This window comes from uncultured Methanobrevibacter sp. (assembly GCF_900314695.1).
In the GTDB taxonomy this organism is placed as follows: Archaea; Methanobacteriota; Methanobacteria; order Methanobacteriales; family Methanobacteriaceae; genus Methanocatella.
The window spans coordinates 53,639-67,193 of record NZ_OMWD01000001.1 but is presented as its reverse complement, the minus strand read 5'-3'; the positions used below and the strand labels follow the sequence as shown (position 1 = coordinate 67,193).

The window sequence follows — 13,555 nt, the reverse complement described above, 5'->3', positions numbered from 1 at the left end:
AATTAAATTTTACAATATGGTAAATAAAAAAGTTAAATTCGTGCAAAGCGTTGTAGAATCTGCATCAAGAAATTTTTCTAATTTTATTTAATTAATTCATAAAGTTTATACTTAAGTAAACAAAAATAATTAATATGGTCAATAATGTAGATTTTAATTCAAATCCAAGAAAAGCCTTCTGGCAGTTTACTACTCCATTACTTCTTCTCACACTTTTTGAAGCAGGATACTCATTTGTTGATGTATTTTGGGTATCTCAAATGAATGCAGAATCATTTTTTGCAATAGGAGTTGCAGTGCCATTGGTTACATTGATTATAAGTTTTGGAAAGTCAATAGGCATTGGAACCAATTCAATAATGTCCCGGCAAATAGGGGATAACGATTTCACAGACACCTATAATTCGATTTTGCATGGTATTGCAGCCTGTTTACTAATTGGATTTATTGTTATAATATCTACATTCTTTTTAGAGGACATTTTAACTTATATGGGAGCAACTTCTTCAATGGAGCTGTCAATGCAGTATTTGACTCCAATATTCTTATGTCCATTTGTCTTTATCTTTTCCAATTTCTTTGCAAACACACTGCAGGCCGAAGGAAACTCAAAAACTCCTACCAGATTACTTATTCTAACAAACGTCCTGAATTTAATTTTGGATCCTATTTTCATATTCGTTTTAGGGTGGGGAGTTAGTGGTGTTTCATATGCTACAATATTATCTTCAGGAGTTACAGCTGTTTATTTATTATATTGGTATTTAAGTGGAAAATCCGAAGTTCCAATAAATTTCAAGTATTTCAAGCCAGGAATTGTTTATGACATAATCATTGTAGCCCTTCCAAACTTTTTAACAGACAGTTTATGGTGCATTTCCATGCTCTTCTTCAATAAGATTTTAATCGAACAGCTTGGCCAAATTGGTGTACTGCTTTATTCAACTGCATCAAGAATCGAATCCATAATGGTATCCCCACAAAAAGCATTTGGTAGAGGATTGGTAAGTGTCAGTGGACATTTATACGGAGCCAATAAAATTGATGAACTAGAGGATTTATATCATTATGTGCTTAAAAAAGCCATAATACTTGCAATTATTTCAACAATAATATTCTTCTTTATTAGAGATTATGGTTTTGCTTTGTTTTCAGTTACAGGCGCACCAGAATCAGTATTTTACATTGCCCTTGCAGCTATTATAATCATTCCATTCAATGAGGTTTCAGTAATGTCAGAAAAAATGTTGGATGGAATGGGAAAGAGTTATCATGAATTATTCTTTACAATTGGAATCATTATCTACGAAATTTCAATAGTGACATTATTGGCACCGATATTCAAACACGGAGTTTGTGTTTTACTGGGAATATTAATAGGTGAAGTTACATTTGCCATTGCTTATTATATCTTATTAAAATATCTTCTTAACAAATCCAAAAAAAATATTCCATCCTGTGCTGGTTCTTAATACGAAAATGGTTAAAATGTGATTTTAGATATCATTAATAATCAAAATGATTTCACTTTTTGACCTTCAAATTTTTTTAAACTGGAAACTGGATACTATCACCTACAAAAAAACATAGCCTTCTATTCAAAATTATTTTTCACCGATATGGCTTGAAACCAACTTCATATCCAGTAAGAAAAGCTTTTTGAAACAATCCCTACATCCATGATATAGTTTATAAAGTAATAAATACAAACCACTTAATGTATAAATGATTAAAAGGTTGGTGAAAATATTAGCGAAATTCCAAAAATAAATCAAGAAAAAACAAAAGAAGACATTGTTAATTTCATTAAATCTAAAGTTAACGAAGCTAAAACCGACGGAATTGTTGTTGGTTTAAGTGGAGGAATTGATTCAACATTGGCAGCATATTTGGCATGTGAAGCTGTTGGAAAAGAAAATGTATTTGGAATAATAATGCCATCTACCACAACACCAACAGAAGACAAACTTCACGGAATTTCAATAGCTCAAGGTTTAGGAATTGATTACAAAGAAATAGCTATTGACAGCATCTTAAATGAATTTTTATTAATGACTCAACTTGAAGAGAATAATTTGGCTATTGGAAACCTTAAAGCCAGAATTAGAATGTCAATCATTTATTACTATGCAAATACTAAAAATTACCTCGTTAGCGGAACCGGAAATAAAAGTGAAATTTTAATCGGCTACTTTACAAAACATGGAGATGGTGCATGTGATATTGAACCGATTGGAGATTTATACAAAACTGATGTTTATAGATTAAGCGAATTTATGGGTATCTCGCAAGAAATTATCGATAAACCCCCTCGTGCGGGATTATGGAATAATCAAACCGATGAAGCTGAACTTGGAATGTCGTATGATTTAATTGACCAAATTCTTTATGAATACTGTGAAAATGATAAAGAAATTAGTGAAATTTCACAAAATTTAGAAATCTCACAAGATGATGTTGATATGATTATTAAAAAGATAATCAGGAACGAACATAAAAGCAAAGTTCCTGAAAGTCCTCAAAAAACAATCTTATAAAATGGTGATTTAGTGAGCGAAAATATTGAAAAGAAATGGCAGAAAAAATGGGCAGATGCAAAGCTATTTGAATCTAACCCTGATGAAAGAGAAAAATTATTCCTTACAGTAGCTTTCCCATACCCAAGTGGTGCAATGCATATTGGTCACGGCCGTACTTACACCGTGCCTGATGTTTATGCAAGATTTAAAAGAATGGAAGGCTATAACGTATTATTCCCAATGGCATGGCACGTTACAGGCGCACCAGTTATTGGAATAGCTGACAGGATTAAAAGAAAAGATCCTTGGACACTTGATTTATATGAAAGAGTTCACGGTGTGCCAAAAGAGACTTTGCCAGAATTAGAAGACCCAGAATTTATTGTAAAATACTTCTCAACAGAATATCATGAAGTAATGGAAGAAATGGGTTATTCAATTGACTGGAGAAGAGAATTTAGGACAATTGATCCAACCTATAAAAAATTCATAGAATGGCAAATAACCACATTATACGAAAAAGGATTAGTTGCAAAAGGAGAACATCCTGTAAAATACTGTCCAAACTGTGACAACCCTGTTGGAGACCATGACTTGCTTGAAGGAGAAGGTGTAGGAGTTAATGAACTCACCCTTTTAAAATTCCCAATAGGAGATAAAATTTTAGTTACCGCAACACTTAGGCCAGAAACCATTGTCGGTGCTACCAACATCTGGTTAAATCCCGATGTGGAATATGTTTTAGCTAATGCAAATGGTGAAAATTGGGTTATAACAAAAGAAGCTCACTACAACTTATCGAACCAAATCAAAGATTTAGAAATCATTTCAGAAATTAATCCTAATGATTTAATTGGTAAAATGGCAACAAATCCATTTACTGGAGATGAATTACCTATATTCCCTGCCAGTTTTGTAAGTGCATCATACGGAAGTGGTGTTGTATTTTCCGAACCTGCTGATGCTCCAGCAGACTACATTGCACTAAAAGACTTGAAAAATAACGATGAATTAATAGCCAAATATAATTTAAGCGGAATTATTGAAAATGTAGAGCCAATTCCAGTATGTACCCTTAAGGGATATGGAGAAATTCCTGCTGCAGACATTATTGAAAGGCTTGGAATTACAGACCAAAACGATGAAAAATTACACGAAGCAACCAATGAATTATACAAACAGCAACACAGTAAAGGAAGAATAATCGAATCCATTCCTGATTTTGGTGGAATGAAAGTTCGTTTCGCTCGTGAAGAGTTAAAAGAGAAATTAATCAACGACAACATGGCTACAATCATGTATGACTTTGCTGAAAGGCCTGTTGTATGCAGATGCGGAAACAACTGTGTTGTTAAAATCATGGATGACCAATGGTTCATGAAATATGGAAATGAAGAATGGACCGAAAAGACTTTAGAAGTCCTAGAAGGAGAAACAATCATCCCCCATGAAATCAAAAATAACTTTGAATATTATCTCAACTGGCTAGACGATTGGGCTTGTTCTAGAAAAGTAGGACTTGGAACAAGACTTCCATGGGACAATCAATGGTTAATCGAACCTTTAACTGATTCCACCATCTACATGTCATATTATTCAATTGCAAAATACCTAAGGGACATGAATCCTGATGACTTGAACAGAGCATTCTTTGATAAGGTACTTTTAGATAAGGATTCCGGAGACATTACAGTGCCTGCAGAAAAAGTCAAAGAAATCCAGGATGAATTTAACTATTGGTATCCTCTTGACTGGAGGTTATCTGCAAAAGATTTAGTAGGAAATCACTTAAGTTTCCTGATGTTCCACCACAGTGCAATTTATCCAAAAGATAAATGGCCAAAAGGAACTGTAGTCTTTGGAATGGGTCTTTTAGAAGGAAACAAGATGTCTTCATCAAAAGGTAATGTTATTTTACTTAAGGATGCTATCAAGGATTACACTGCAGATGTAGTAAGATTATTCTTAATGGCCTCTGCCGAACCATGGCAAGACTTTGACTGGAGAGAAAAAGAAGTTTTAGGAACAAAAAGAAGACTTGAATGGTTTAGAGAGTTTGCAGCAAATATTGAAGAAATCAAAGGTTCCAAACTCGACTTAAGCAATATTGAAAAAGTAGAGCTTACCCGTACAATTGACTTATGGATGATAAGCCAACTTAATCAACATATTAAAAACGCTACAGAAGCACTGGAAGTTTTCCAAACAAGACAGGCATTACAAGATTCCCTATTCTTACTTAAAAAAGATATAGACCATTACCTATATCGTGTGAAACATTTAATCGATTCACAGGATCCTGCAATAATTTATGTCTTATCCACAGTTTTAGAAAACTGGATTAGGCTTTTAGCACCATTTACTCCACACACTTCAGAGGAATTATGGAGCAAATACGGTGGAGAAGGCTTTGTCAGTGAAGCAAGCTGGCCGGAATATGATTCAGAACTTGTAAGTTTAGAAATTGAAAAATCAGAAGAATTAGTGCAGAATATCATAAAAGATATTACACAAATCAAGAAAATGGTTAAAGGAGATATCTCCAAAGTCCATGTTTATCTTGCTCCTGATTGGAAATGGGAATTATACAAAATAGCCGATGAAGTCGGAAAACCGGATATCGGCCAAATTATGGGAAGAGCTATTCAGGCTAACATCAACGATGATAAAAAAGAAATCGCAATGGTAGCTAAAAAAATCGGTAAGGAAATGACCAAAACAAGATACATCGGTAAAATCAATGAAGAAGAAATTTTAACCGATGCACTTGACTACATTACTGAAGAAATTGGTGATGAAGTCATTATTCACACCGATGATGCTTATGACCCACAAAACAAGGCAAGAAATGCAATGCCTTACAAACCAGCAATATTCATGGAATAATTCAATTATTCCCTCTTTTTTTCTTTAAATACCAATTTAATAAACATTTTAGATATTTAATATGAAAACCCCGAAGTGGACAATACATCCATGAAATTTAATCAAAGATAGGGTCTTTAATTTTTACTAGTATATTAACTTCACTGCAAAATATGAAACAAACAAATAATTTAATTAAACAAGTCATCAAATAATAAATATAGATATTGTTGGATGTAGATTAAATCATGGTGAAAACATGAGCAAATCAAATATTGCAAAAATTGAAGAAGCAATCTTAAAGTTTACAAAACCGGACTATATGGTCATGCAAAAAAAAGTTGATGAATTTTTGGAAAAAAAATCACAAACTACTGAAAAGCCAGTGAAAAGCATATTTAAAAGCGTTGATTTTAATGGAATGCAAGTTTTTACCTTTGGAGATAAAAAATCCAAAAACACCATCCTTTTCATGCATGGCGGAGCATATGTAAACGAGATAAATTACCAGCACTTCCTATATTGTTATTTGCTATCAAAAAAATTAGATGCTTATGTCCTTGCACCAGTTTATCCTTTAGCACCATTACATGACGTGAATGAGAGTATTGAAAAAATTACAGAATTATATAAATCTTTGATAGATTTAAACACCAATTTAATATTAATGGGCGACTCAGCAGGTGGAGGATTCATATTATCATTTTCACAATACATAAAAACTATCAATTTAACCCAACCGGATCACATCATAACATTTTCACCATGGGTCGACATTTCAATGAGCAATTCCCCATACAATGATGAAAACGATCCGATTTTAGGAGAAATTGGCCTTAGAGAAATTGGAAAATCCTGGGCAGGAAGCCTAGACACTAAAGACTATAAAGTAAGTCCTCTTTTTGGAAATGTGGCCAATCAGGCACCAACACTAATTTTTGCAGGAGATAATGAAATATTCTACAAGGACATTAAGCTTTACGTTGAAAAACTCGAAGAGAATGATGTTAATGTTAAATTCATAACTGGAAAAGGATTATTCCATATTTATCCATTATTCCCCATACCTGAGGCAAAAAAAGCATTTAAAGAAATAAAAAAAGAGATAATGGCATAATTATCTCATATATAAAATATATTTTCCAAATTTCGGAATTCTATAAATAATAACTGCAGCAGCATAACTGCATATTATCAATACAATCCAAAGAATAATAGCTTTTACAGGTTCTGAAAATGGTAAATACACAACAAATGGCAATAATGGTAGCCTAAATAAGTTATGTATTAAAAACACTGCAAATGAATACTTTGATAAAAATTGGATTCCCCTATATGCTTTTACTGTTTCTACTCTGGAACATAATTCAAATAAGGCAAATGAACCCAGTAAAATGAATGGGAATTCATACCATAAGAAGAAATCATATCCTCTTAAGAATGTGTAGTATTGGAACAATACGCAAATTATAAATGAAATGATAGCTAAAAGCGCTAATTTGTAACTTGAGTACTTTTTAAAGTATCCTTTTTTAACCAAATATCCTAAAATAATATAAATTCCATATGCTCCACCACTAAAACCAAGTGAATACTGTATATTTACATCCTGAATTCCAAAAATATCAAACAATAATGAAACAAAAGGAACAACGAATGCTAAAAATGAAAATACTATTGTTGCACGGTAAATTGTATCCACATCAAAGTGTTTTAAAGCAGCTGCAACAAAAGGCATTGAAAGATACATTCCAATAATCATTGGCATATACCACATGTGAGAGAAAAACAATGTTCCCGCTTCTGAAACATTCACGACATCATAAAATACAGTAACAAACTGTAAACTAATCACATATAAAATTGTCCAAATTACAGTAATGATGATTAGAGTTCTTACATTGTTTGCCCAAAAGTGACGAGTCTTATCATCATCATAACTTCTATCAAGCAACAGATAACCTGTAATCATTAAAAAGAATGGAACACCAATACGCCCAATAAAGAGTGATGCAAAGTTAAAAATCCTTGAAGGTAAAGTATAATTAACTATCATGTCTGAAGTGATTATATAAATTCCATCAGTAGCATGAATATACAATACTGTCAAGATAGCTATTGCGCGTACAAGATCAATCCATTGAATCCTAGTTTTAGCCATAAATTTTCACCGAAAAATTGACATGAATATTTATGTTATTTACCAATTAAAATATTTTGTTCAAAATAATTGTTAATCAATACAAAAAAAATAGAAAAGTCGGTTATAATTTTCTAGCAAAAAGCAGATAGCCACTATGACCGACCATACGTGTTTTTGGTCTTACACCCTGAGTTCTAACTTCCAATCCTCTCTCAAGAGTTTCAATAATTTCAATATCATAAAAGCCTAATTTTTTAGCTACACGGTAAGAAGTTTCGGCCTGATCAATATAAGGTGCATAAACTGCAAGCCATCCACCAACATTTAATGATTCCATTACCTCTTCAAATATTTCAAATGGCTTTGGCAAGTCCAAAAAGATCAAATCAATGTTATCTTCATCGATGCCTTCCTTAATGTTTTTATTTTTGACTTCGATGTTTGTAATTCCAAAATTATCAATATTCCTGCGGGCAACTTCAGCAAAGTCTTCACGGACTTCATATGTAAAAACTTTGCCTTCTAAACCAACGACATTTCCAAAATGAAGTGCAATAGCTCCAGCACCGGTTCCAGCATCGACCACGCGAGATCCTGCACCCAAACCTGTATGAGCCAACACTTGCCCAATATCCTTTTTAATAAGAATTGAACATCTTCTCTCCATCAAATCGATGAAATCATTGACATTAGGTTTTACGATTTTAAATGAGTGGTCAAGGTGACTTTTTACTTCATCCCCTATTTGTGCATTGTCCAATACATCCGCCTTTACAATGCCTAAATCGCTTTGAAATTCAGCCCCTGGCTTTAAAATATACTTTTTTCCACGTTCATCTAAAATCATTTTCATACATTACACCTAATTTTCAAGTTCTGCCAATCTTTTCACTCTTTTTAATGAATCAGGGTGGGTTGAGAACAGTTCCATGATTCCGCTTGTTTTTGAAATTTTAACTTCTGAGTTGGCGAGTTTTCTTAACTCTTCATCGGAAATTCTTCCGTCACCATCAAAGTCTATTTGCTGGAAGTCTGTAACATCGCGTTGTGCATTATTTACATCAGTTGCAAAAAATGCCCTGTTAACATTAACATCATCAATAGTTTCCTTACTGCATTTTGAAGCACCGTAAGACAATTTGTAAAGTGCTGATACCAATGCTGCCGGACGGTTACCGAATTCAACGCTTGCTGCATCAGCATAGTATTCACGGGTTCTTGAGATGAACAATACCAATAGCTGACCCAACAAGTAAAACAGATAACCTAATATTCCTATTATCAGTCCTGCACCATTATCATTATCCCCTGAAAACATGAAGGACAATGCAATATAATAGCAAATCATTGGAATTACACTAACTGCTGCTGTTACAGCCATGTCATTATGTTTAATATGGCCCATTTCATGACCGAGCACTGCTTTTAACTCATCACGGTCAAGCAAGCCTAAAATTGGACGAGTGATTGCAATATGTCCGCTTCTGCTTGTTCTTCCATAAGCAAATGCATTTGGAATGTTGATTTCAGAAAGACCAATTTCAGGTTTTGGAACACCCGCAGCATCCGCCAATTCCTGAACCATCTGATGAATATGTGGTGCTTCAGCTTCAGATAACGGCCTTACATTCATTGAACGTTTAACAATACTTGGTCCAAACCAATACTGTAAAAATACGATTACTAAGCTCACACCTGCGTATAATCTCCAACTGCTTATTCCCAAATAACGTCCGACAAGGAAAATAAGGAAATAAACAATTGTAAACATAATCACAGATGTTAAAAGCATTCTTAACTTAAGTTTCCATGTACCTTTCATTTTAACACCTTAAACTTTTCATGACATTACTTTTCATGTACTCTCTCAATTGAATTATATATAATATTTTCAAATATAAAAACATTAAGCAAACATTAATTATTGACAAAAAACATAAACATCTTACATAAAGAAATGGTGATTTAATGACTGGACCATGGGTAGAAAAATATAGACCACAAAATTTAGAAGACATCGTAGGACAAAAACAAATCATAACAAGACTTGAAAAATATGTTGGCGAAGGAAGCATGCCTAACTTAATGTTTACTGGACCTGCAGGGGTTGGAAAAACAACAACAGCAATTGCACTAGTAAAATCAATTCTTGGAGAATATTGGAAACAAAACTTCCTGGAATTGAATGCATCCGATGCAAGAGGAATTGAAACTGTAAGAAACGACATTAAAAATTTCTGTAGACTTAAACCTATAGGCACTCCATTCAGAATAATATTTTTAGATGAAGTAGACAACATGACCAAAGATGCTCAACACGCTTTAAGACGTGAAATGGAAATGTATACAAAAACAGCATCATTCATCCTTTCATGTAATTACTCTTCCAAAATTATTGATCCAATCCAGTCAAGATGTGCTATTTTTAGATTTGCTCCAATAAAAGGTGAAGAAATAGCTGAAAGATTAAAGTTCATTTGTGAAAGTGAAGGATTTGAAGCTGATGATAAAGGTATTGAAACCATAGTCTACTTTGCAGAAGGAGATATGCGTAAAGCTGTCAATGTCCTACAGGCAGCTACAAGCGAAGGAGAAGCCGTCACTGAAGATTCTGTCTATGAAGTCATTTCCAAAGCGAAACCTCAAGACATAGGAAATATGATTAATAAGGCATTAATGGGAGATTTCCTAGGAGCCAGAACCATTTTAAGAGAAACCATGGTTTTACAGGGAACCAGCGGTGAAGACATGGTTAGCCAAATTTATTCTGATGTTTCCAAAAGAGTTGTTGACGGAAAAATGGAACCTGATTTTTATATTGATTTGATTGAAGCAATAGCTGATTGTGACTTTAGAATAAGAGAAGGAGCAAATCCTAGAATTCAACTTGAAGCATTACTAACTAAATTTATCTAAGGTATGGAAATGTTATGGACTGATAAATACCGACCGCAAACCTTAGATGAAGTGGTTGGTAACAATAAAGAGAAGAAAATAATTATTGATTGGGTTAACAACTGGAAAAATGGTAATCCTCAAAATCCACTGCTTTTGGTTGGTCCCCCTGGAATTGGTAAAACAACACTCGCATTAGTGATTGCAAAAGATTTTTCAGAACATATTGAACTTAATGCAAGTGATAAACGTTCCCAAGACGTAATTAAACGTACAATAGGAGAATCATCCTCATCAAGATCCCTTTTTGGTGATGAATACAAGTTAATTATCATGGACGAAGTTGACGGTATTCATGGGACTAATGACCGTGGCGGAGTTAAGGCTATCGGAGACATCATCAAAAATTCCAAACATCCGATGATATTGATAGCTAATGATTTTTATTCAAAACGTTTGCAATCCATAAAACCTAAGTGTACAGTTATTAAAATGCCTAAGGTAAGAAGTCCAAGCATCAGAAAAGCACTTAAGGAAATTGCTCAAAAAGAAGAAATTAAAGCTAATCCTAAGGCATTGGATTTGATTGCTAAAAAGTCCAATGGAGATATGCGTTCCGCAATAAACACCTTACAGTCACTAGCAGATAAGGAAAATGTTTTAGAACCTGCAGATGTTGAAAACATTAGAACAAAAGACGACAGGTCAGACATATTCAATGCAATAACAGGTGTTTTGAAAAGTAAAAACCCCTTACATGTAAGGGAAGCCCTAAGGGTTGACGAAGACCCTACATTGGTTATGGAATACATTGCAGAAAATATTCCAAGGGAATACACTAACAAAAATGAAATCAAAAAAGCTTATGAAAACATAGCTAGAGCAGATTTATACTTTGGAAGAGCACAAAGCAGCAGAAATTATGGCTATTGGAAATATGCAAGTGATTTCATGGGAATTGGAGTAAGCTCATCAAAAAAAGAAACCTATAAAAAATTCTCAAAAATCCAAACACCAACCATATTTACATTAATGGGACGGAACAGAGGTAAAAGAAACTTAAGGGACGGAATTGCTCAAAAAATGTCAGAAAAAATGCATATTTCACATGCAATTGCCATTTCAATGTTCCCCTATTTGGAAATAATGTTTGCAAATGATGAACTTGCATGGGAAATCTCTGACTTTTTAGATTTGGACGAAAATGAAATAAAACGATTCAGAAAGAAAAAAATCCCTAAAAAGGTCATCAAAAAAATGGAAGAGAAAAAAGGTCAAATGAGGGCTGAAGAGCGTGACAGGAGATTTGAAGAACTTCAAAATCAGATGATGAATGAAGTTGAAAACAAACCCGAAGAAGAAATTCCATTTGAAGTTAATATTGAAGAGGAAACTGAAGAAATAGTTGAAGAACCTCCAGAAACTGAAATTAACGAACCTGAAGAGGAAATAGTTGAAGAACCTCCAGAAGCCGAAGTTAATGAAAGTGAAGAAGAAAAATCTAAAAAGAAAGGGGACAAACAAGTTTCACTTTTTAGCTTCTAATTTTTTTTCAATGTATTCAGAGGCCTTTAAAACATTTTCACGATATTGAGGAGCTACATCTTCTAAAAATTCCATGAAGGAAGTAGCTAACTCATCATTATTTTCATTTTCAATAATCTTTTTACCATCCATTTCTAAAAATGAGTTGATCCAATCCAAAGGAACATTAATCAAAGGATAGATTTCATCGGATTTTTTATTGAATTCCAATCCGTCGCCATGAAAAATTGCTGAAAAAATGCCGTTGACCTCATCATCAAGAATTGTAGGGTTTATAACATAGTCATAATCCCCTTCATAAACCAATTTCACACCATACTTTCGAGTGTATGGCTCCATCAACACTTCCACCATAAAATTGTTTTTAGGCATTAAAATAACTGAATTTGGATTGATTTCAAAAGACAGCACCTTTGATGATTTTGAACAAATTTTTTGAAAGAGGCTATTTCTCACAATTTCGATTTCGGGATAGTGTTTTTTAAAGGTGGCTTCCCGTTTTCTTGAAAACTTTGAAAATCTTAAATTGTTAATATAAATTTTTTGTGAAGTATATGAAATGAATCTGGTATCCACTCCAATAATCTTTAAAAATTTCAACACGTCTTTTTTGGATGTTGAAAATTCTTCCTTATCTTGTGCCAATCCTGAAATATCAAACATCAAATCCATATTATCATTCTAAATTAAGTGTATTTCTTAAAGCCTTTTCCATGACGTCAATAGGTGCGGTTTTGCCTGTCCATATTTTAAAGCTTTCTGCTCCCTGATACAGTAACATCTTGATTCCGTAAACAGGTTTGGCATTTGCTTTAATCACTTCCTTTATAAGCACGGTTTCGTTTGGATTGTAAACTGCATCAAATACAACCAAATCCTCATCCATCATATCTGCCTTAACGATTGGTTCATCGCTGATGTTAGGATGCATTCCCAAAGGAGTGGTATCGATTAAAACGTCAGCCCCCTCCATATAATTGCCAATTGCATTGATTGAATCATAAGCAACTTCCCCAATCAAACCTGAATCTGAAACATCACTAGCCAAACTTTCCGCTTTAGCTTCATTTCTGTTTAAAATTGTTAAAGATTCAGCACCGTATTTTGCAATATAAAATGAAATCGCCCTTGAAGCACCGCCCGCACCAGCAACGATAACATTCTTATTTTTAATTGATGTTACCTCTTCAATAGCTTTTACAGCACCAATTCCATCAGTATTATAACCCTTCAAATTCTTAAAATCAATTGTATTTACCGCACCGATTAACCTGGCCACTTCATCCAGCTCATCCAAGTATTGCATTACATCAACCTTATGAGGAATAGTGACATTGAACCCTTTAATGTTTAAAGATTCAGCCCCTTCAATCGCTGATTTTAAATCATTGGGATTTACATCAAATGCAACATATGCATAATCCATGTTCAACGCATCAAATGCGGCATTATGCATAGGCGGTGAAAAGCTATGCTCGACAGGATGGCCTATTAAACCGACAATATTTGTACTACCTTTAATTTTCATATATTAGTCTATTGATTAACAAAGATTATATAACTTTGTACATACATAGTTAAATTATAA

General features: G+C 33.6%; 11 protein-coding genes. 6 read left to right on the top strand and 5 right to left on the bottom strand.

Translation table 11 applies throughout. From position 1 onward, the window contains the following. Window positions 1–134 precede the first annotated feature (134 nt). From QZN45_RS00305 to QZN45_RS00290, 4 genes are all read left to right on the top strand, one after another. Window positions 135–1,472 carry an MATE family efflux transporter gene (locus QZN45_RS00305; RefSeq protein WP_292607848.1) on the top strand — a complete coding sequence of 446 codons (1,338 nt, stop codon included), beginning with the start codon at window positions 135–137 and terminating at the stop codon, window positions 1,470–1,472. 276 nt (window positions 1,473–1,748) lie between these two features. After that, a complete protein-coding gene (locus tag QZN45_RS00300) occupies window positions 1,749–2,537 on the top strand; it encodes an NAD+ synthase (protein WP_292607957.1) in 789 nt (262 codons plus the stop codon). Between the two features lie 12 nt (window positions 2,538–2,549). Beyond that, entirely contained in the window at window positions 2,550–5,405 is a 2,856-nt protein-coding gene (gene leuS, locus QZN45_RS00295) for a leucine--tRNA ligase (RefSeq protein ID WP_292607845.1), read from the top strand. Between the two features lie 238 nt (window positions 5,406–5,643). Further along, on the top strand, window positions 5,644–6,501 hold the full coding sequence (locus tag QZN45_RS00290; protein ID WP_292607844.1) for an alpha/beta hydrolase fold domain-containing protein: 858 nt from the start codon (window positions 5,644–5,646) through the stop codon (window positions 6,499–6,501). Here the strand turns inward: QZN45_RS00290 and QZN45_RS00285 are convergent, their stop codons facing one another. From QZN45_RS00285 to QZN45_RS00275, 3 genes are all read right to left on the bottom strand, one after another. Continuing rightward, window positions 6,502–7,545, bottom strand: coding sequence for an acyltransferase (locus QZN45_RS00285; protein ID WP_292607842.1), 1,044 nt, complete (start codon window positions 7,543–7,545; stop codon window positions 6,502–6,504). It lies immediately after the preceding gene. Between the two features lie 103 nt (window positions 7,546–7,648). Continuing rightward, window positions 7,649–8,380, bottom strand: coding sequence for a tRNA (adenine-N1)-methyltransferase (locus QZN45_RS00280; protein WP_292607839.1), 732 nt, complete (start codon window positions 8,378–8,380; stop codon window positions 7,649–7,651). A gap of 9 nt (window positions 8,381–8,389) precedes the next feature. Beyond that, window positions 8,390–9,349 carry a zinc metalloprotease HtpX gene (locus QZN45_RS00275; RefSeq protein WP_292607837.1) on the bottom strand — a complete coding sequence of 320 codons (960 nt, stop codon included), beginning with the start codon at window positions 9,347–9,349 and terminating at the stop codon, window positions 8,390–8,392. A 146-nt stretch (window positions 9,350–9,495) separates the two neighbouring features. On the opposite strand from QZN45_RS00275, the gene QZN45_RS00270 reads away from it, so the two are divergent. Next, window positions 9,496–10,443, top strand: a complete 948-nt coding sequence (locus tag QZN45_RS00270; RefSeq protein WP_292609090.1) for a replication factor C small subunit — start codon at window positions 9,496–9,498, stop codon at window positions 10,441–10,443. Window positions 10,444–10,452: 9 nt separating this feature from the next. Next, window positions 10,453–11,967 (top strand): replication factor C large subunit, encoded by a 1,515-nt coding sequence (locus QZN45_RS00265; RefSeq protein ID WP_296862973.1) that lies wholly within the window; start codon window positions 10,453–10,455, stop codon window positions 11,965–11,967. Here QZN45_RS00265 and QZN45_RS00260 read toward each other — a convergent pair. Then, window positions 11,950–12,630 carry an ATPase gene (locus QZN45_RS00260; RefSeq protein WP_394346741.1) on the bottom strand — a complete coding sequence of 227 codons (681 nt, stop codon included), beginning with the start codon at window positions 12,628–12,630 and terminating at the stop codon, window positions 11,950–11,952. The two genes, QZN45_RS00265 and QZN45_RS00260, sit on opposite strands and share 18 nt — an antisense overlap. A gap of 13 nt (window positions 12,631–12,643) precedes the next feature. Continuing rightward, window positions 12,644–13,495, bottom strand: a complete 852-nt coding sequence (gene aroE / locus QZN45_RS00255; RefSeq protein WP_296810358.1) for a shikimate dehydrogenase — start codon at window positions 13,493–13,495, stop codon at window positions 12,644–12,646. Window positions 13,496–13,555: the final 60 nt, after the last annotated feature.

What these genes read in the sequence shown, in the direction of transcription:
- aroE (WP_296810358.1), bottom strand. Translation starts at nt 13,495, where the DNA reads ATGAAAATTAAAGGTAGTACAAATATTGTCGGTTTAATAGGCCATCCT.
- QZN45_RS00260 (WP_394346741.1), bottom strand. Translation starts at nt 12,630, where the DNA reads ATGTTTGATATTTCAGGATTGGCACAAGATAAGGAAGAATTTTCAACA.
- QZN45_RS00290 (WP_292607844.1), top strand. Translation starts at nt 5,644, where the DNA reads ATGAGCAAATCAAATATTGCAAAAATTGAAGAAGCAATCTTAAAGTTT.
- QZN45_RS00285 (WP_292607842.1), bottom strand. Translation starts at nt 7,545, where the DNA reads ATGGCTAAAACTAGGATTCAATGGATTGATCTTGTACGCGCAATAGCT.
- QZN45_RS00280 (WP_292607839.1), bottom strand. Translation starts at nt 8,380, where the DNA reads ATGAAAATGATTTTAGATGAACGTGGAAAAAAGTATATTTTAAAGCCA.
- QZN45_RS00305 (WP_292607848.1), top strand. Translation starts at nt 135, where the DNA reads ATGGTCAATAATGTAGATTTTAATTCAAATCCAAGAAAAGCCTTCTGG.
- QZN45_RS00275 (WP_292607837.1), bottom strand. Translation starts at nt 9,349, where the DNA reads ATGAAAGGTACATGGAAACTTAAGTTAAGAATGCTTTTAACATCTGTG.
- QZN45_RS00265 (WP_296862973.1), top strand. Translation starts at nt 10,453, where the DNA reads ATGTTATGGACTGATAAATACCGACCGCAAACCTTAGATGAAGTGGTT.
- QZN45_RS00270 (WP_292609090.1), top strand. Translation starts at nt 9,496, where the DNA reads ATGACTGGACCATGGGTAGAAAAATATAGACCACAAAATTTAGAAGAC.